At 73.0% G+C, this 18,453-nt stretch carries 18 protein-coding genes; 13 read left to right on the forward strand and 5 right to left on the reverse strand.

The features are described from left to right. The first annotated feature begins 10 nt into the window (after positions 1 to 10). The 7 genes from E1285_RS16620 (at position 11) to E1285_RS16650 (ending at position 5,618) form a co-directional block, all read left to right on the forward strand. Positions 11 to 871 carry a fumarylacetoacetate hydrolase family protein gene (locus tag E1285_RS16620; protein WP_132152955.1) on the forward strand — a complete coding sequence of 287 codons (861 nt, stop codon included), beginning with the start codon at positions 11 to 13 and terminating at the stop codon, positions 869 to 871. Further along, the gene (locus E1285_RS16625; RefSeq protein WP_243722829.1) at positions 871 to 1,617 is read left to right on the forward strand and encodes a fumarylacetoacetate hydrolase family protein; all 747 of its coding nucleotides are present in this window, start codon (positions 871 to 873) and stop codon (positions 1,615 to 1,617) included. The genes E1285_RS16620 and E1285_RS16625 overlap by 1 nt, the downstream gene beginning before the upstream one ends. Next, the gene (locus E1285_RS16630; RefSeq protein ID WP_132152957.1) at positions 1,614 to 2,120 is read left to right on the forward strand and encodes a RidA family protein; all 507 of its coding nucleotides are present in this window, start codon (positions 1,614 to 1,616) and stop codon (positions 2,118 to 2,120) included. Before E1285_RS16625 ends, E1285_RS16630 begins: the two co-directional genes overlap by 4 nt. After that, positions 2,117 to 2,689: a 3-hydroxyanthranilate 3,4-dioxygenase gene (locus E1285_RS16635; RefSeq protein ID WP_132152959.1), complete on the forward strand. Its 573-nt coding sequence runs from the start codon at positions 2,117 to 2,119 to the stop codon at positions 2,687 to 2,689. The genes E1285_RS16630 and E1285_RS16635 overlap by 4 nt, the downstream gene beginning before the upstream one ends. A gap of 52 nt (positions 2,690 to 2,741) precedes the next feature. Continuing rightward, positions 2,742 to 3,953: an amidohydrolase family protein gene (locus E1285_RS16640; protein WP_243722830.1), complete on the forward strand. Its 1,212-nt coding sequence runs from the start codon at positions 2,742 to 2,744 to the stop codon at positions 3,951 to 3,953. Positions 3,954 to 3,964: 11 nt separating this feature from the next. Continuing rightward, the gene (gene kynU / locus E1285_RS16645; protein WP_243722831.1) at positions 3,965 to 5,215 is read left to right on the forward strand and encodes a kynureninase; all 1,251 of its coding nucleotides are present in this window, start codon (positions 3,965 to 3,967) and stop codon (positions 5,213 to 5,215) included. Positions 5,216 to 5,414: 199 nt separating this feature from the next. After that, a complete protein-coding gene (locus E1285_RS16650; RefSeq protein WP_131880737.1) occupies positions 5,415 to 5,618 on the forward strand; it encodes a cold-shock protein in 204 nt (67 codons plus the stop codon). A 117-nt stretch (positions 5,619 to 5,735) separates the two neighbouring features. Here E1285_RS16650 and E1285_RS16655 read toward each other — a convergent pair whose 3' ends face one another. Together E1285_RS16655 and E1285_RS16660 are read right to left on the reverse strand one after the other, a co-directional pair. Next, positions 5,736 to 6,494, reverse strand: coding sequence for a TetR/AcrR family transcriptional regulator (locus E1285_RS16655; protein ID WP_243722832.1), 759 nt, complete (start codon positions 6,492 to 6,494; stop codon positions 5,736 to 5,738). Further along, positions 6,491 to 7,714: an acyl-CoA dehydrogenase family protein gene (locus E1285_RS16660; RefSeq protein ID WP_132152963.1), complete on the reverse strand. Its 1,224-nt coding sequence runs from the start codon at positions 7,712 to 7,714 to the stop codon at positions 6,491 to 6,493. The genes E1285_RS16655 and E1285_RS16660 overlap by 4 nt, the downstream gene beginning before the upstream one ends. A 46-nt stretch (positions 7,715 to 7,760) precedes the next feature. On the opposite strand from E1285_RS16660, the gene E1285_RS16665 reads away from it, so the two are divergent. Both E1285_RS16665 and E1285_RS16670 read left to right on the forward strand, forming a co-directional pair. Then, the gene (locus E1285_RS16665; RefSeq protein WP_132152965.1) at positions 7,761 to 8,522 is read left to right on the forward strand and encodes an SDR family NAD(P)-dependent oxidoreductase; all 762 of its coding nucleotides are present in this window, start codon (positions 7,761 to 7,763) and stop codon (positions 8,520 to 8,522) included. Between the two features lie 89 nt (positions 8,523 to 8,611). After that, positions 8,612 to 9,568, forward strand: coding sequence for an NADPH:quinone oxidoreductase family protein (locus E1285_RS16670; RefSeq protein ID WP_132152967.1), 957 nt, complete (start codon positions 8,612 to 8,614; stop codon positions 9,566 to 9,568). A 16-nt stretch (positions 9,569 to 9,584) separates the two neighbouring features. Here the strand turns inward: E1285_RS16670 and E1285_RS16675 are convergent, their stop codons facing one another. Together E1285_RS16675 and E1285_RS16680 are read right to left on the reverse strand one after the other, a co-directional pair. Continuing rightward, positions 9,585 to 10,259, reverse strand: coding sequence for a response regulator transcription factor (locus tag E1285_RS16675; RefSeq protein ID WP_132152969.1), 675 nt, complete (start codon positions 10,257 to 10,259; stop codon positions 9,585 to 9,587). Between the two features lie 25 nt (positions 10,260 to 10,284). Further along, positions 10,285 to 11,538 carry a sensor histidine kinase gene (locus tag E1285_RS16680; RefSeq protein WP_243722833.1) on the reverse strand — a complete coding sequence of 418 codons (1,254 nt, stop codon included), beginning with the start codon at positions 11,536 to 11,538 and terminating at the stop codon, positions 10,285 to 10,287. Positions 11,539 to 11,764: 226 nt separating this feature from the next. Here E1285_RS16680 and E1285_RS16685 point away from each other — a divergent pair, with 226 nt between their 5' ends. The 3 genes from E1285_RS16685 (at position 11,765) to thrS (ending at position 16,295) form a co-directional block, all read left to right on the forward strand. Then, positions 11,765 to 12,394: a class I SAM-dependent methyltransferase gene (locus E1285_RS16685; protein WP_132152971.1), complete on the forward strand. Its 630-nt coding sequence runs from the start codon at positions 11,765 to 11,767 to the stop codon at positions 12,392 to 12,394. Positions 12,395 to 12,457: 63 nt separating this feature from the next. After that, a complete protein-coding gene (locus E1285_RS16690; protein WP_132152973.1) occupies positions 12,458 to 13,921 on the forward strand; it encodes a sugar porter family MFS transporter in 1,464 nt (487 codons plus the stop codon). A 376-nt stretch (positions 13,922 to 14,297) separates the two neighbouring features. Next, a complete protein-coding gene (thrS, locus tag E1285_RS16700; RefSeq protein ID WP_132152975.1) occupies positions 14,298 to 16,295 on the forward strand; it encodes a threonine--tRNA ligase in 1,998 nt (665 codons plus the stop codon). Between the two features lie 58 nt (positions 16,296 to 16,353). Here the strand turns inward: thrS and E1285_RS16705 are convergent, their stop codons facing one another. After that, positions 16,354 to 17,553 (reverse strand): hypothetical protein, encoded by a 1,200-nt coding sequence (locus E1285_RS16705; protein WP_132152977.1) that lies wholly within the window; start codon positions 17,551 to 17,553, stop codon positions 16,354 to 16,356. A gap of 69 nt (positions 17,554 to 17,622) precedes the next feature. Here E1285_RS16705 and E1285_RS16710 point away from each other — a divergent pair, with 69 nt between their 5' ends. Then, positions 17,623 to 18,240, forward strand: a complete 618-nt coding sequence (locus tag E1285_RS16710; protein ID WP_165966643.1) for a TetR family transcriptional regulator — start codon at positions 17,623 to 17,625, stop codon at positions 18,238 to 18,240. The last annotated feature ends 213 nt before the right edge of the window (positions 18,241 to 18,453 follow it).

Below are 18,453 nucleotides of genomic sequence, written 5' to 3' on the forward strand. Positions count from 1 at the left end.
AGCGAGCCCAGTGACCACCGACCCAGTGACCACCGACATCGACGCCGCCGCCGAGCGGATCCTCGGCGCCTACGAGTCAGGCACGCCGTGCGAACCCGTCCGCGACCTGATCGGCACCGCCGACGACGCCTACGCGGTCCAGGACCGGCTGACCGAGCGCTGGATCGGCGAAGGCCGCCGCCTCGCCGGCCGCAAGATCGGCCTGACGTCGCGGGCGGTGCAGGCGCAGATCGGCGTGGACAGCCCCGACTTCGGGATGCTGTTCGCCGACATGGCCGTCCCCGACGGGGAGGAGATCCCCGCGGGCGCCGTCATCCAGCCGCGCGCCGAGGCCGAGGTCGCGCTCGTGCTGGAGCACGACCTGACCCACGAGCGGCACACCGTCGCCGACGTCATCCGCGCGACCGCGTTCGCGCTGCCCGCGATCGAGGTCGTCGGCAGCCGGGTCCGCGACTGGGACATCACGCTCGCCGACACCGTCGCCGACAACGCCTCGTCCGGCATGTACGCGCTGGGCAACCGCCCCGTCCTCCTCAAGGACGTCGACCTGCGCCTGTGCGGGATGGTCATGGAGCGGCGCGGCGAGCAGGTCTCCACCGGCAACGGCGCGGCCTGCCTCGGGCATCCGCTGAACGCGGCGCTGTGGCTCGCCGACACGCTCGCCCGCGTCGGGCGCCCGCTGCGCGCCGGCGACACGGTGCTGACCGGCGCGCTCGGGCCCGTGGCCGAGGCCGCCCCCGGTGACGTGTTCGAGGCCCGCATCGACGGGCTCGGTGACGTGCGCGTCGCGTTCGGCAGGGCTGCTTCGGGCAGGGCCGCTTCGGGCAGGGCCGCTTCGGGCAGGGCCGCTTCGGGCAGGGAGGAATCCTGATGGTGGACGTGAACGGGCTCGCGGCGACGCTGGACGAGGCCGCACGGGACGTCCGGGCGATCCCCAAGCTGACCGACGGGACGCCGTTCGACGTGGCGACCGCGTACGCGGTCCAGCGCGCCGGGATCGAGCGGCGGCGCAGGAGGGGCGAGCGGCTCGCCGGGGTGAAGATGGGCTTCACCAGCCGGGCCAAGATGGTGCAGATGGGCGTGGACGACGTCATCTGGGGCCTGCTCACCGACCGGATGCTCGCCGAGTCGTCCGTGGACGTCGCACGCCTCATCCACCCGCGGATCGAGCCCGAGATCGCCTTCCTGATCGGCCGTGAGGTCCGTTCGGCGGCGGAGGTCGAGACGGCCGTGGCGGGTGTCGCGGTCGGGTTCGAAGTGCTCGACTCCCGGTACGCGGACTTCAGCTTCACGCTCCCGGACGTGATCGCCGACAACGCGTCCGCCGCGCGGTTCGGGTTCGGCGCCTGGCACGCGCCCCGCGACGTGTCGAACGCGGGCCTGCTGGTGGAGATCGACGGGCGCCCGGTCCAGACGGGCTCGTCCGCCGCGATCCTCGGGGATCCGGCGCGGTCGCTGCGGGCGGCGGCCCGGCTCGCGCTCGGCGCGGGGATGAAGCTCGAACCCGGCTGGATCGTCCTGGCGGGCGCCGCGACGGCCGCCGTCCCCCTCCCGAAGGACGCGCACGTCCGCGTCACGGGCGCCGGCCTCGGCAGCGTGGAGGTGACCACCACATGACGGGTGGTGCGGCGGCGGGCAGTGCGGCGACAGGTGGTGCGGCGGCGGGCGAGGCGATCCTCGTCGAGGGCAAGGCCGCGCCGCGCGGGAGGTTCCCGCACGTCAAGCGGGCCGGCGACTTCGTGTTCGTGTCCGGGACGAGCTCGCGCCGCCCCGACGGGACATTCGCCGGGGCGAGCGCGGACGCGATGGGCGTCACCGACCTCGACATCCGGGCGCAGACCCGCGCCGTCATCGACAACATCGGCGACCTTCTCGGCGCGGCCGGGGGAGGGCTGCCCGACGTCGTCAACGTCACCACGTACCTGGTGAACATGAACGACTTCGGTGGATACAACGAGGTCTACGGCGAGTACTTCGACGAGACCGGCCCTGCCCGCACCACCGTCGCCGTCCACCAGCTCCCGCACCCGCACCTGCTCATCGAGATCTCGTGCGTGGCGCACATTCCCGAGGACCGCGCGCCCGGTGAGCGCAAGCCCGGTAAGGAGGCCGGATCATGACACTGCCGCAGCTCTCGTTCGGAACGCCGTTCAACTTCGAGGCCTGGATCGACGAGCACCGCGACCTGCTCAAGCCGCCGGTCGGCAACGTCCAGGTGTTCCAGGACGCCGGTCTGATCATCATGGTGGTCGGCGGCCCCAACCAGCGGACCGACTTCCACGACGACCCGACCGAGGAGTTCTTCTACCAGCTCAAGGGCAACATGGTGCTGCGCGTCATGGAGGAGGAGGGCAGCCCGCCGACCGACCTGCAGATCAACGAGGGCGACGTCTTCCTGCTGCCGCCGCACGTGCGCCACTCGCCGCAGCGGCCCGAGGCGGGGTCGATCGGCCTCGTCGTCGAGGTCCCGAGGCCGGAGGGGCTGCGGGAGGCGTTCGAGTGGTACTGCCCCGAGTGCCACCACCTCGTCCACCGCGCCGAGCTGCAGGTCCGCTCGATCGTCGACGACCTGCCGCCCGCCTTCGAGGGCTTCTACGGCAGCGACCGCAAGTGCCCGAACTGCGGCGCCGTCCACCCGGGCAGGACCTGGCCCCAGACCATGACCCCGACCACCGCCCCCCGTGTCTGACCGGCCCGTGTCCGACCTGCCGGTGTCTGACCTGCCGGTGTCTGACCTGCCCGTGCCTGACCTGCCTGTGCCTGACCTGCCCGTGTCCGACCGCCCGGGGACGGTCATCGACGTCCATACCCACGTCTTCCCGCGGATCGGCCGGGACGAGGGGCGCGTCCTCGCCGACGAGGAGGAGCCGTGGCTGCGCGTCGACGGCGGCGGTACCGGCATGATGATGTGCGGGGACGAGGAGTACCGGCCCGTCGGTGCGGCGCTCTGGGAGCCCGCCAGGCGGCTGGCGGACATGGACGCCGCGGGCGTGGACGTCCAGGCGGTCTCGTCCACTCCGCTGATGTTCGGGTACGCGGCCGAGCCGTCCCGCGCCGCCGACTGGTGCGAACTGGTGAACGAGCGCATCCTCGCGTTCTGCGCGGACGCGCCGGACCGGCTGCTGCCGCTGTGCCAGGTCCCGCTGCAGGAACCGGCGCTGGCCTGCGACGTCGCGACGCGGGCGGCGGCGGCCGGGCACCGCGGCGTGCACATCGGCAACCACGTCGGCGACCGCGATCTCGACGACGAGGGGATCACCGCGTTCCTCGCGCACTGCGCCCGGATCGGGCTGCCGGTCCTGGCTCACCCGTGGGACATGCTCGGCGCGGACCGGATGCGCGGCCACATGCTGCCGTGGCTCTCCGGGATGCCCGCCGAGACGCAGCTGAGCATCCTCGGGCTGATGCTGTCCGGCGCGTTCGAGCGGATCCCGGCGTCGCTGCGGCTGTGCTTCTGCCACGGCGGCGGAAGCTTCGCGTTCCTGCTCGGGCGGGCCGACAACGCCTGGCGCCGGCGCGACGTCGTCCGCGCCGACTCGCCGCGCCCGCCGTCGGAGTACGTCGACCGGTTCCACGTCGACTCCGCCGTGTTCGACCCGCGCGCGCTCCGGCTGCTCGTCGACGTGATGGGCGCGGAGCGGGTGATGCTCGGCAGCGACTACCCGTTCCCGCTGGGGGAGGAGGAGCCCGGCGCGACCATCCGGGCCTGCCCCGGGCTGGACGACGGTGAACGCGCCATGCTCCTCGGCGGCAACGCGCAAGCGTTCTTCGGCCGAGCCCGAGCCCCCGGCCGGGTGCCGGCGGGCCCGGCCGCCGCCGGGACGGCACCGTCCGGAACGTCACCGGCCGGAACGTCGCTGTCCGGAACGTCACTGTCCGGAACGTCACTGTCCGGAACGGCACCGATCGGAACGTCACCGTCCGAGACGGCACCGGCCGAGACGGCACTATGAGGAAGGACGCCGTGACCGCCGAGGAAGAGGCCCGGCGCCTCGACGAGAACGATCCGCTGCCCGCGCTGCGCGGCGAGTTCCTGGTCCCGCCCGCCCCGGGCGGGACGTTCGAGGAGGCCGCGTACTTCGCCGGCAACTCCCTCGGGCTCCAGCCGAGGAGCGTCGCCGGGCGCCTGCGCGAAGAGCTCGACGACTGGGCCAGGCTCGCCGTGGACGCCCACACCGAGGCCCGCCGCCCCTGGGTGGACTACCACGAGCTGCTCCGCGAGCCCGCGGCCCGCCTCGTGGGCGCGCTGCCGCACGAGGTCGTCGCGATGAACTCGCTCACCGTCAACCTGCACCTGATGATGGCGAGCTTCTACCGGCCCGCCGGGGCCCGCACGCGCATCGTCATCGAGGACTCGGCGTTCCCGTCCGACTCCTACGCGGTCGCCGGCCAGGCCGTCCACCACGGGCTCGACCCGGCCGCGGCGGTCGTGCGGCTGAAGCCCCGGCCCGGCGAGGACACCCTGCGCACCGAGGACGTCGTCGCCTTCCTCGAACGCGAGGGCGGCACGGTCGCGCTCCTCATGCTCGGCGGGGTCAACTACCTGACCGGCCAGCTCATGGACATGGCCGCGATCACCAAGGCGGGACGCGCGGCCGGGGCCGCCGTCGGCTGGGACCTCGCGCACGCCGCCGGGAACGTCCCGCTGCGCCTGCACGACTGGGACGTCGACTTCGCCGCCTGGTGCACCTACAAGTACCTGAACTCCGGTCCGGGCGCGGTCGCGGGCTGCTTCGTCCACGAGCGGCACGTCCGGGACACCTCGATGCCGAGGCTGTCGGGCTGGTGGGGCACCGACCCGTCCGTCCGGTTCCGGATGGACCCAGACATCGCGCCGCCCGCCTCCGCCGACGCGTGGCAGGTGTCCAACCCGCCCATCCTGGCGCTCGCCCCGGTCCTGGCCTCCCTGGAGATCTTCGACCGGGTCGGCATGGACGCGCTGCGCGCCAGGAGCGAGCGGCTCACCGGCTACCTGGCCTCCCGGCTCGCCGGGGCGGGCGCCTGGATCATCACCCCGGCCGATCCGGCGGCGCGCGGCACCCAGCTGTCGCTGCGGGTGGACGACGCGGGCGGGCTGGTCCGGCGGCTCGCGGAGCGGCACGGCGTGATCGCGGACGCCCGCGAGCCCGACGTCGTCCGGCTCGCTCCCGTCCCGCTCTACTGCACGTTCCACGACTGCCACCGCGCCGCCGCGGCATTGGAAGATCTACTTTAGGAGTGTCCGTTGCATGGGGCGGGGCGCAATCGGGTAGGTTCGTGGTCGTTGCACGATGGCACCCGGCCCGGCCGGCCGGACGCCAGGCAGTCTCGAAGCGTTTTCTCCGGGTGACCGGCGGACGTGAGATGAGTCCGCTTTGCAGCCCGGTCCGCCGCCCGGCGGCCCGGTGAGTTACACCCAGAGGAGAAGAAAGACCATGGCCGAAGGCACCGTGAAGTGGTTCAACGCCGAGAAGGGCTTCGGGTTCATCGCGCCCGACGGCGGCGGCCCGGACGTGTTCGTCCACTACTCGGCGATCGCCAGCAGCGGCTACCGCAGCCTGGACGAGAACCAGCGCGTCACGTTCGAGATCACGCAGGGCCAGAAGGGCCCGCAGGCCGAGGGCGTCTCCCCGCTCTGACCCCTGCTCTGCGGGATCGACACGAGCGCACCACGTGTCAGGCCGGGGACGTTCACCGTCCCCGGCCTTTCCTGTGCCCCGGCTCCTGTGCCCCGGCTCCTGCGCACGGGGAGTCTCCTACTCCCGGGGGAGCCGCTCGCCGGTCCGCAGCCGGTCGAGGCCGAGCCAGATGAACTCCATGGCCATCTGCTCGGCGCGGTCGCGCGGGGTGTCGGGATGCTCCAGCCACCACGACACCATCGACAGCATCGACCCGTACATCAGGGGGACGAGCAGCCGCGCGCGCCGCTCGTTGACCGCCAGCGCGGCCGGGGAGATCGCCGGGTCGGCGCGGCGGCGGCGCAGCAGCAGGTCGGCGAACGCGCCGCCGAGCCGGTCGCGGAGCTCGCGCAGCCCCAGCCCGATGTCATCGGGCTTGTCGAGGTGCCGTATCACCAGCGCCCACGCGTCCGGCTCGGCCGTGGCGTAGTCGAACAGCACCCGGATCATGGCGCGGATGCCGTCCGGCGAGCCGTGCGTGGCGAGCACCGACTCGTTCAGCCGGGCGGTCAGCTCGGCGACGATCGCCTCCGTGACCTCGGCGAACAGCTCCTCCTTCGAGGTGAAGTGCTGGTACAGCAGCGCCTTGGACACCTGCGCCGCCGCGGCCACGTGCTCCATCTGCGTCAGGTGGTAGCCGCGGCGGCCGAACTCCTCCAGCGCCACCTGGAGCAGCTGCTCGCGCCGCCGGGCGTACGGCATCCGCCGCCGCGCCCCCGGTGCGGCCCCGCCCGGTGCGGCACCGCCGGACACGGCTCCGCCGGACACCGGGCCGTCCGGCGCCGCCGGGCCGGACACCGCCTCGTCCGCCCCGGCCTCCCCCGTGCCGTCGGTCATGCGGTGCTGTACTTGCCCAGCTCGGCGCGGGCGACGGAGCGGACGTGGACCTCGTCGGGGCCGTCGGCGAGCCGCAGCGTGCGCAGGCCCGCCCACATCGCGGCGAGCGGGGTGTCGTCGCTGACGCCGGCGCCGCCGTGCATCTGGATCGCCGTGTCGACGACGTCCAGCGCGACCCGCGGCGCGATCACCTTGATGGCCGCGACCTCGGACCGGGCCGCCTGCACGCCCTGCTTGTCGATCAGCCAGGCGGTCTTCAGCGTGAGCAGCCGGGCCTGCTCGATCGCCATCCGCGCCTCGGCGATCTGCTGGCGGACCACGCCCTGCTTGGCCAGCGGCCCGCCGAACGCCTCACGGGACAGGGCGCGCTCGCACATCATCTCAAGTGCCCGCTCGGCCGCGCCGATGGCCCGCATGCAGTGGTGGATGCGGCCGGGCCCGAGGCGCGCCTGCGCGATGGCGAAGCCGCCGCCCTCCTCGCCGACGAGGTTCTCCACGGGCACGCGGACGTCGGTGAAACGGATCTCGCAGTGGCCGTGCTGGTCCTGGTAGCCGAACACGGGCAGGGGCCGGACGATCTCCACGCCGGGCGTGTCGAACGGCACCAGCACCATCGACTGCTGCCGGTACGGGTGGCCGTCCGGGTCGGTCTTGCCCATCAGGATCATGATCTTGCAGCGCGGGTCGGCGGCGCCGGTGATCCACCACTTGCGGCCGTTGATCACGTAGTGGTCGCCGTCCCGCTCGATGCGGGTGGAGATGTTGCGGGCGTCGGAGCTGGCCACGTCCGGCTCGGTCATGGCGAACGCGCTGCGGATCTCCCCGTTCAGCAGCGGGGTCAGCCACTGGGCCTTCTGCTCGGGCGTGCCGAACAGGTGCAGGACCTCCATGTTGCCGGTGTCGGGCGCCGCGCAGTTGGTGGCCTCGGGCGCGAGTGCGATCGAACGGCCCGTGATCTCGGCGAGCGAGGCGTAGTCGGTGACCGAGAGGCCGTGCGCCGGGTCCTCGCTGTCGGGCAGGAAGAGGTTCCAGAGGCCGCGCTTGCGGGCCTCGACCTTGAGGTCCTCCACGATCTGGGGGAGGTGGTGCTCCCGCCCCGCGGCGCGCAGTTCCGCCCGCTGGGCCGCGTACACCGGCTCCGCCGGGTATACGTGGGAGTCCATGAATTCCTGGAGGCGGCCGAGGTGTTCCTGGGCGCGCTCGCTCAAACCGAAGTCCATTCCGCTAGAGTAACTGACGAGTCAGTTACTTCGGGAGGGAGCCCCCATGGCAGCGTTCGACGGCACCGGCTTCGACGGCACCGGCAAGGTCGCGCTGATCACGGGCGGGTCGAACGGCATCGGGGCCGCGGTCGCGCGCCGGCTGGCCCGTGAGGGCGCCCGGGTCGTCCTCGCCGACGTCGACACGGAAGCCGGTACCGCGCTCGCCAAGGAGCTGGACGGCGCCTTCGTCCGCTGCGACGTGCGGGAGCCGGCCGAGAGCGAGGCCGCCGTCGCGGCCGCCGTCGAGCGTTTCGGCGGGCTCGACGTCGCGTTCCTCAACGCCGGCGTCGCCGGTGGCGGCGGCGTGGGCGACGACTTCGACCTGGCCGCCTACCGGCGGGCCATCGGCATCAACCTCGACGGCGTCTTCTTCGGCGTGCACGCCGCGCTGCCCGCGATCCGCGCCCGCGGCGGCGGCGACATCGTCGCCACCGCCAGCATGGCCGCGCTGACCGCGACGCCGTTCGACCCCGTCTACGGCGCGAACAAGGCGGCCGTGGTCGGGCTCGTCCGCGCGCTGGGCCCGACGCTGGCGGGGGAGGGGATCCGGGTGAACGCGCTGTGCCCCTCGTTCGCCGACACCGACATCCTCACCCCGATGAAGGGGCAACTCCAGGAAAGCGGCTTCCCGATCCTGCCGGTGGACGACGTCGTCGAGGCGTTCATGCGCATCCTCGGCGCTGACGGCGCCGGGGAGGCCTGGTACGTGGTGCCGGGCCGCCCGTCCGAGCCGTTCAAGTTCCGCGGCGTCCCCGGCCCCCGCTGAACACCCGCACGCTGAACACCCGCACGCTGAACACCCGCACACCGGCCGCCCGTACGGGCACGGCAGGCCCCAGACCCGACAGGAGAGTCATGCGAGCGATCCAGATCACCGAGTTCGGCGGGCCCGAGGTGCTGAACGCCACCGAACTGCCCGACCCGGTGGCCGGGCCGGGGCACCTGGTCGTCGACGTCTCGCGGGCGGGGGTCAACTACGCCGACACCCACCAGGCCGAGAACAGCTACCTGTCGGAGACCACGCTGCCGGTGGTGCCGGGCGGCGAGGTCGTCGGTACCACCGCGGACGGCCGCCGCGTCGTCGCCCTCGTCGGCACCGGCGGCTACGCGGAGAAAGCCGTCGCGTCCGAGGCCCTGGCGTGGGACGTCCCGGACGGCATCGACGACGTCACCGCCCTCGGCATGGTCATCCAGGGCGCGTCGGCGTGGCTGCTGCTGCGCCGCAGCGTCCATCTCGCGCCCGGCGAGTCCGTCGTCGTGCACGCCGCCGCGGGCGGCGTCGGGACCCTCGCCGTCCAGCTCGCCAAGGCCTGGGGCGCCGGGCGCGTCATCGCGACCGCCTCGTCGCCGGACAAGCGCGACCTCGCCCTCGAACTCGGCGCCGACGCCGCGATCGACGCGGGCGAGCCCGACCTCAAGGGCGCGCTGATCGACGCCAACGGCGGCAAGCGAGTGGACACCGTCCTGGAGATGACGGGAGGCACGGTCACCGACCAGAGCCTGCGCGCCCTCGCCCCGTTCGGGCGGCTCGCCTTCTACGGCATGGCGTCGCGGCAGGAGCCCTCGCCCGTCCGCCCCGCCACCCTGATGGCGCACTCCACCACGATCGCGGGCATGTGGCTGGCGCACGTCTTCCAGCTCCCCGGCGACGTGATGCGCGGGGCCCTCGGCGAGCTGTTCGGCCTCGTCGCGGACGGCCGGCTCCGTGTGGTCGGCGGCGGCGAGTACGCGCTCACCGACGCCAGGCGCGCCCACGAGGACCTGCGCGCCCGCCGCACCACCGGCAAGCTCGTCCTCGACCCCTCCCGCTAGCCGACGCCCCCTCCCGCTAGCCGACGAGCCCGTTCTCGTAGGCGAAGACGACGGCCTGGGTGCGGTCGCGCAGGGCGAGCTTGGTCAGCACGTGCCCGACGTGCGTCTTGACCGTCTGCTCCGCCAGCACCAGCTCCGCGGCGATCTCGGCGTTGGACAGCCCGCGCGCGATGAGCCGCAGCACGTCCAGCTCGCGCGGCGTCAGGCCCGCGGTCGCCTTCGGGCTCGGCCGCTGGTGGCGCCGCCGCCGCGCGAAGTCGCCGATCAGCCGCCGGGTGATGGACGGGGCGAGCAGCGCGTCGCCCGCCGCCACGACCCGCACGCCGTTCACCAGGTCCGCCGCCGACGCGTCCTTCAGCAGGAACCCGCTGGCCCCCGCGCCGAGCGCCTCGTAGACGTACTCGTCCAGGTCGAACGTGGTCAGGACGAGCACCTTGGGACGTATCCCGGCCGGGTCGGCGTCCGGGGCCGGGTCGCCGATCAGCTCGGCGGTGGCGGCGAGGCCGTCCATCTCCGGCATCCGGATGTCCATCACGATCACGTCGGGGTCGAGCCGGCCGGCCATCTCCACCGCCTCGCGGCCGTTGCCCGCCTGCCCGATCACCTCGATCCCCGGATCGGAGGACAGCAGCGCCGCGAGCCCGTCGCGGATCATGACCTGGTCGTCGGCGATCAGCACCCGAATCGTCACAGGCCAACCTTACGGGGCCGGAGGATCAGTCCGGGTCGCCGTAGGGCAGCTCGGCGGCGACCGACCAGCCGGCGTCCTCCCGCGGGCCGGTGTTCAGGCGGCCGCCGAGCATCGTCACGCGCTCCCGCATCCCGACGAGCCCGTGCCCGCCGCCGTGCGACTCCTCCGGCGTGCTGCGGGCGCCGTCGTCGGAGACCGACACCCCCAGAGTCTCGGAGCCGTACTTGACCTCGATGTTGACCTGCGAGCCCGGCGCGTACCGCGACGCGTTGCTGAGCGACTCCTGGACGATCCGGTACGCCGACAGGTCGACCCCCGCGTTCAGCGGGCGCGGCATCCCGGCGACGACGACCGCGACCGACAGCCCGGCGCCGCGGGCCGCGCCGACGAGCTCGTCCAGCCGGTCCAGGCCCGGCTGCGGGGCGCGTTCGGCGTCGTCGTCGTCGGAGCGCAGCAGCCCCACCACGCGCCGCGTCTCGGTGAGGGCCTCGCGCGCCGAGTCCCGCACCACCCCGAACGTCTGCCGCGCCGCGTCCGGCAGGTCCGGGATCTTGAAGGGGGCGGCCTCCGCCTGCATCGCGATCACCGACATGTGGTGCGCCACCACGTCGTGCAGCTCGCGGGCGATGCGGGCGCGCTCCTCCAGCACCGCCTGCCGGGCGAGGTCCTGCCGGTGCTGCTCCTCGCGCCAGCGCAGCTCCTCCACGGCCGAGTGCCGCCCGCCGACCGCGTCGCCGAAGGTCAGCACCAGCGCCGCGATCCCGGCGAGGATCATGCCGAACCAGCCGGGCATGCCGAGCACCACGGCGGGCGTCAGCACCCCGGCGATGGTGACCGCGCCGACGCCGAGGGTGGTCTGCCGGTCGGCGCCGACCCCGGTGAAGAACAGGATGACGACCAGGGCGAGGATGCCGGTGACCGGCCAGGGCATGAAGCCGTCGCCCTGCCGGACGAAGACCATCAGGAGCATGCCGGTCGCGGCGAGCCGCCACGCGGCCAGCGGCCAGCGCGCCGCGAAGATCAGCGGTGTCGCCTGCAGCACGCCGAGCGGCCAGGCGAGCCCGGGACGGACGCCGTCCACCACGATCGGGGTCGCGATCGCCCCGCCCGTGAAGCCGATCGTCAGCGCGAGCAGGACCGCGAGGATCGGCAGGCGCAGCGACTTGCGCTCGGGCAGCAGGGTGACGGCCCGGTCGTCGCCGCCGGGCATGAGGGCGGAGCGGACGCCGGCGAGGAGCCGGGGCCGGACGCCGGCCCCGATGCGGTCTGTTTCGTTCATTTCACCGGAAGCCTAGGACGCCGCAGGCTCGGCAGGCGTGCCCCCGGCGGGGGAGAAGTGATCCGCACCCTTGGTATCACCCCTGCGCAAGGCCCTCACACACCACCGGCCCGTATCACCGGCCCGTATCACCGGCCCGCACCACCGGCCCGCACCACCGGCCCGTACCACCGGCGCGGTGATCGCGATCTTGCGGTGATCGCCCGGGGCGGCGGACACTGCGGGGATGACCGACCTGAACCATCCGATCTTCGCCCGGTTCTACCCGCGGCTGGACGCCGCCTCCGCCAAGGCCGGCGGCGACGCGCACCGCGCCGAGTTGCTCACCGGGGCGTCCGGCCGCGTCCTGGAGGTGGGCGCCGGATACGGGGCCAACTTCGCGCACTACCCGCCGGAGGTCACCGAGGTCGTCGCCGTCGAACCCGAGCCGCGGCTGCGGGCCAAGGCCGGCCGGCTGGCCGGCCGCGCGCCCGTCCCCGTCACGGTACGGCCCGGCGTCGCCGAGGACCTCGATCTCGACGACGCCTCGTTCGACGTGGCCGTGGCGTCCCTCGTGCTGTGCTCGGTGCGCGACCCCGTCCGCGTCCTGGCCGAGCTGAGGCGGGTCCTCAGACCCGGCGGCGAGCTCCGCTACTACGAGCACGTCCGCGGGCGCACACCGGGAAAGGTGCGGTTCCAGCGCTACGCCGACGTCGTGTGGCCGTTCTTCGCCGCAGGATGCCACGTGTCCCGCCCCACCGACGAGTGGATCGCCCGCTCGGGTTTCACCGTGCGGGACGAGCGGCGTTTCGAGTTCCCCGCATCGGGCGGCAACCCGGCCTCACCGCACGTCATCGGAATCGCGATACGTGACTGACCGGAGGCAAAGGCGACGCGGCGCGCCCGCATAAGGTTCCTCCCCACGGGAAGATCGGGCTCCATGAGCTCACCCGGCGGCGACGCGCGGTCCCCAGGCGGCAAGCGGGAGGACGGGCCCGCCAACCCGGCGGTCATCGCCTTCCTCCTCGCGACCGCCGCCGCGGTCGGCGGATTCCTGTTCGGCTTCGACTCCTCGGTGATCAACGGGGCGGTCGACGCGATCGAGTCGGAGTGGGACCTCGGCTCCTTCGTCGTCGGGTTCGTCGTGTCGTCGGCGCTGCTCGGCTGCGCCGCCGGCGCCTGGTTCGCGGGCCCGCTGGGGGACCGCATCGGCCGGGTGCGGGTGATGCTGATCGTGTCGGTGCTGTTCGTGCTCAGCGGGCTCGGCTCGGCGCTGGCCTTCGGCCCGGTCGACCTGATCGTCTGGCGGCTGACCGGTGGCCTGGCCATCGGCGCGGCCTCGGTGATCGCGCCCGCCTACATCGCCGAGATAGCGCCCGCCAGGATGCGGGGCCGGCTCGGCTCGCTCCAGCAGATGGCGATCGTCCTCGGCATCTTCACCGCACTCGTCGCGGACTACTTCATCGCCCGCGTGTCCGACGGCGGCGCGTCCGGGGAGTTCCCGCTGGGCGGCACCGCCTGGCGGTGGATGTTCGCCAGCGAGCTCGTGCCCGCCGTCCTGTACGGGGTGATCGCCCTGATGATTCCCGAGTCGCCCCGCTACCTGATGAAGAAGCGCCGGACGTCCGAGGCTCGGCGGGTGCTCAAGCGCGTCATGGACCCCGCCGAGGTGGACGCGAAGATCGACGACATCGCGCGCTCGCTCGCGGAGGACCGGCCGGTCAGGCTCAGCGACCTGCGCGGTCCCAGGCTCGGCCTGCTGCCGATCGTGTGGGTCGGCATCCTGCTGTCGGTGTTCCAGCAGTTCGTCGGCATCAACGTGATCTTCTACTACTCGACCTCGCTGTGGCAGTCGGTCGGGTTCTCCGAGGGCGACGCGATGCTCACCTCGGTGATCAACTCGCTGGTCAACGTCGTGTTCACGCTGGTCGCGATCGCGCTCATCGACCGGATCGGGCGGCGCCGGCTGCTGCTCGGCGGCGCCGTGGGCATGGCGGTGTCCCTCACCGTGCTCGCCGTCTGCTTCGGCACGGCCCCCGTGGTGGACGGTGAGCCCGCCCTCGGCGACGTGGCCGGGCCGCTCGCGCTTGTGGCCGCCAACACGTTCGTCGCCTCGTTCGCCGCGACGTGGGGACCGGTCGTCTGGGTGCTGCTCGGCGAGATGTTCAACAACTTCATCCGCGCCGCCGCCCTCGCCGTCGGCGCCGCCACGCAGTGGATCGCCAACTTCGTGATCACCACCACGTTCCCCGCCATCTCGGGCGTCTCCCTCGGCGCCGCCTACGGCCTCTACGCGCTGTTCGCCGTCCTGGCGCTCGTGTTCGTCGTCCGCGCCGTCCCCGAGACCAAGGGACGCGAGCTGGAGGACATGGACGAGCTCGCGTCGCCGAGAGCCCGCGCGTAGGCCCGCGAACAGGACCCCGAACAGGCCCGCGAACAGGTCCGCGAACACTCCGGCGAACAGGCCCGCGGATAATCCGTGCGGCGCTCGTGCCCGCCGGATACCATGGGGGCATGCCGCATGTGTCCGAGACGACGACGCCGGGTCGATCCCGGCGCGACTGCGGCATGTCCTGACATTGCACGCGGCAGGGCCCCGGGAGCGATCCCGGGGCCCTGCCGCGTTTCCGGGCCGCGCCTCCGGGGTCGTCCCGCGCCCTCCACGACGAGAGGAGCGGCCGATGGAACCGGATGCGTCCGGGGCACACCCCGAGTCGATAGCATCGGAACCCGCTGGCCCCGAGCCACCACGTCCTGACCCGATACCGCGAGGAGTACCCGTGTCCACCGTGTCTGAGCTGCGCATCACCCTCGACGGGAGCGAGCGGGCGGTGCCGGCCGGCACCACCGCGGGCCAGGCACTGGACGCCGACGGCCGCACCGTGATCGCCGCCAGGGTGAACGGCGAGCTGCGCGACCTCGCCGGCGAGCTGCGCGACGGGGACGCCGTCGAACCCGTCGAGATCGGCTCCGGCGACGGCCGGGCGATCATGCGGCACTCCGCCGCGCACGTGATGGCGCAGGCCGTCCAGGAGCTGTTCCCGGAAGCGAAGCTGGGCATCGGCCCGCCGGTGGAGAACGGCTTCTACTACGACTTCGACGTCGCCGAGCCGTTCACCCCCGACGACCTCAAGCGCATCGAGAAGCGGATGCGCGAGATCGTCAAGCAGGGGCAGCGGTTCTCCCGGCGCGCCGTCTCCGACGACGAGGCACGCGACGAGCTGGCCGCCGAGCCCTACAAGCTGGAGCTGATCGGCCTCAAGGGCGCGGGCCCGTCCGAGGGGGCCGTCGGGGACGCCGCCGACGGCGCGGACGTCGAGGTGGGCGCCGGCGAGCTGACCATCTACGACAACCTCGACGCCAAGTCCGGCGACCTGCGCTGGAAGGACCTGTGCCGCGGCCCGCACCTGCCGTCCACCCGCGTCATCCCCGCGTTCAAGCTGATGCGGTCCGGCGGCGCCTACTGGCGGGGCAGCGAGAAGAACCCGCAGCTCCAGCGGATCTACGGCACCGCGTGGGAGTCCAGGGACCGGCAGGACGAGTACCTGAGGTTCCTGGAGGAGGCCGAGAAGCGCGACCACCGCAGGCTCGGCGCGGAACTCGACCTGTTCTCCTTCCCCGCCGAGATCGGCAGCGGCCTCGCCGTCTTCCACCCGAAGGGCGGCGTCGTCCGCCGCGTGATGGAGGACTACTCGCGCAGGCGGCACGAGGAGGGCGGCTACGAGTTCGTCAACACCCCGCACATCACCAAGGGCGACCTGTTCGACGTCTCCGGGCACCTCGGCTGGTACAAGGACGACATGTTCCCGCCGATGGAGGTCGACGGCGGCGAGTACTACCTCAAGCCGATGAACTGCCCCATGCACAACCTGATCTTCAAGGCGCGCGGGCGTTCCTACCGCGAGCTGCCGCTGCGGCTGTTCGAGTTCGGCTCGGTGTACCGGTTCGAGAAGTCGGGCGTCGTGCACGGGCTCACCCGCGTCCGCGGCATGACCCAGGACGACGCGCACATCTACTGCACCAAGGAGCAGATGGGCGGCGAGCTGAAGGACCTGCTCACCTTCGTCCTCGACCTGCTGCGCGACTACGGCCTCGACGAGTTCTACCTGGAGCTGTCCACCCGCGACGACTCGCCCAAGTTCATCGGGGACGCCGCCGACTGGGAGGAGGCGACCGAGGCGCTGCGCAAGGCCGCCGACGACTCCGGGCTCGACCTCGTCGCCGACCCGGGCGGCGCGGCGTTCTACGGGCCGAAGATCTCCGTGCAGGCCAAGGACGCCATCGGCCGGACCTGGCAGCTGTCCACCATCCAGGTCGACTTCAACCAGCCGAAGCGGTTCGGCCTGGAGTACCAGGCGGCGGACGGCACCCGGCAGCAGCCCGTCATGATCCACCGGGCGCTGTTCGGGTCGATCGAGCGGTTCTTCGGCGTGCTGCTGGAGCACTACGCGGGCGCGATGCCGCCGTGGCTGGCGCCGGTGCAGGCCGTCGGCATCCCCATCGCCGACGCCCACGTCCCGCACCTGGACAAGGTCGCGGAGAAGCTGCGCGAGCGCGGCGTCCGGGTGGAGATCGACACCTCCGCCGACCGGATGCAGAAGAAGATCCGCAACGCGCAGAAGCAGAAGATCCCGTACATGCTGCTGGCGGGCGACGACGACGTGGACAAGGACGCCGTGTCGTTCCGGTACCGCAGCGGCGAGCAGCGCAACGGGGTCCCGATCGCCGAAGCGGTCGAGGAGATCGCCAAGGCGGTCGAGGCCCGCATCCAGATCTGACCGGGACCCGAGCCGGGCCGTGCCCGCCCCCTCGGGGCAGGGCCCGGCCCGGTCCCGTTCAGTCCGTGGACAGGACGAGCGGCTTCGAGTAGTCCCGGAAGCCCACAGCCCGCACGGTGCTCGTACCGGGGATGCGGGTGAGCCCCTGGATCGCGCCCTTCACGTCCGGCACGGGCTCCTCCACCCGCCAGGAGCCGCTCGTGTAGCGGAGGACGCGGGGGGTGCCTTGCAGGCCGGGCATCGAGGGCACGGCCCAGAGTCCGCCCGCGCCGTCGTCGACGAGGCCGCTGGCGGAGTAGGAGGCGTTGGCGGAGTTGGGGCCCTGCCCGTAGTGCATGCCGTCCCCGAAGGCGGCGCACTGCGGGAGAACGTCCTCTCGCCAGGTGGACCCGTTCCAGTGGTAGGAGGCGTGCTTGCGGCCGCCGTCCCCATCGGCGTAGCCGGTGATCCACACATCGTCGGCGGCCAGGGGCAGGACGGAGACGAGACGGCCCCTCTTGCCCTCCACCTGCGGTGGGGTCATGGTGTGCCAGGTGGTGCCGTCGTAGCGCGCGGCGTAGGCGTGCCCGCCGTCATTCGTCCTGCCCACGGCCCAGACGTCGTCCGGAGTCCGCTGCTCGATGCCCTGGATGGTCGCCCCCAGCGTGTGGGGGATCCACGCACCGGACTCGTGCCGGTAGACCGACGGGTCGCCCGCCGCGGCCGGCAGGCCCGAGACCCACGCGCCCGCCTCGTCGGCATCGAGAGCCTCGACGGCCCGGAGGGTGGACGGAGCCGCGACCTCGCTCCAAGTCCCTGCGGTGGCGCGGGCCAGGTACGGCATTCCCTCGACGGTGCCGGCGGGCACGTCCCGCGAGCCCGCCGCCCAGGCTCCGGTCGCCGACGTCGCGTCCACGAACCGGATCTGCCCGTCCCCGGCCAGGCCTGGCGTGCTCGTCCAGGACCAGCCGCCGCCGGTCCAGCGCTGCAGGGTCGGGTTCTGGTGCTGCCTGACGATGCACGGCCCGCTCCCCGCGCAGACGAGCGTGATGCTGCTGTGCCACTGGTAGCCGCCGGCCCACACCGAGTCGGGGCCGGTCGCCGAGACTCCCAGCAGCCGGCTTGTGCCGATGGTGAAGGGAGCCGGCTGCACCGTCCATGCGGTGTCGGCGGACGCGGCGGGCGCGGGTCCCGCGGTGACCGCCAGGGCGACCGCGGCCGGCACCGCCACCGCGGCGGACGCGCCGCGCAGGCTTGGTGAAATACGTATGATCTTCACCTGGGGCACTATCCGGCAGGTGTCCCGGGGTTCTCTTGTCCCGCCGGGCACAACTTCCGGGGCGATGCCGTGTCGCGTGATGGGCGAAACCGCGGGAACCGTCAACCGGGTGCCCCGCGTGAGCGGCTCCTCGACGCCGCCTACGCCCTCGTGGAGGACGGCGACTGGGAGTCGCTGCGCCTCGCGCAGGTCGCCCGGCTCGCCGGGGCCAGCCGCCAGACCGCCTACAACGAGTTCGGCTCCAAGGTCGGGCTCGGCCGCGCCCTCGTCGAACGCGAGATCGGCCTTCTGGTGGGCGGAGTGCAGGAGCGCATGGACCGGCACCTCGACGACCTCCCCGCGGCGGTGGAGGCCGCGGTGGGTTTCGTCATCGACGAGGGGCGGCGCCGGACGCTGCTGCGAAGCATCCTCGGTGCCTCGCGGTACCCGGACGACGAGCTGATCGCGCTGGCCACCCGGGGTCAGGAACCGGTCCTCACCGAGGTGATCGCGGCCCTGCGCGGCTACGCGGACTCGACCTGGCCCGCCGTGCCCGCCGGAGTGAAGGACCTGCTGGTGGAGTCGCTGGTGCGGCTGACGGTCAGCCATGTCGTGGCGCCGCTGGGCGAGCCGGCGGCGGCCGCCCGCGACCTCGGGTCCCTGACCCGGCTGCTCGCCGCCCCCGCCCCCGGCCGCGCCGACGGGTGAGTGGGCGCACCCCTGAATTGGTAGCCTCGTCGCTCACACGCGACCGGGGAGAAGGCGGAGATGAAGTCCAGGAGACCGGTGCGCCGGACCCGGTCGGTCCTGTTCCGGATCGCCGGCTACGCCGGCACCACCGCGCTGGTGGCGGCCGCCGTGGTGGTGCTCCTCCTGCCGCTGCTCGACGACGGGAAGGGCGGCACCGCCGGCGCCCAGGGC

The sequence above is a fragment of the Actinomadura sp. 7K507 genome (assembly GCF_004348425.1).
GTDB lineage: Bacteria > Actinomycetota > Actinomycetes > Streptosporangiales > Streptosporangiaceae > Spirillospora.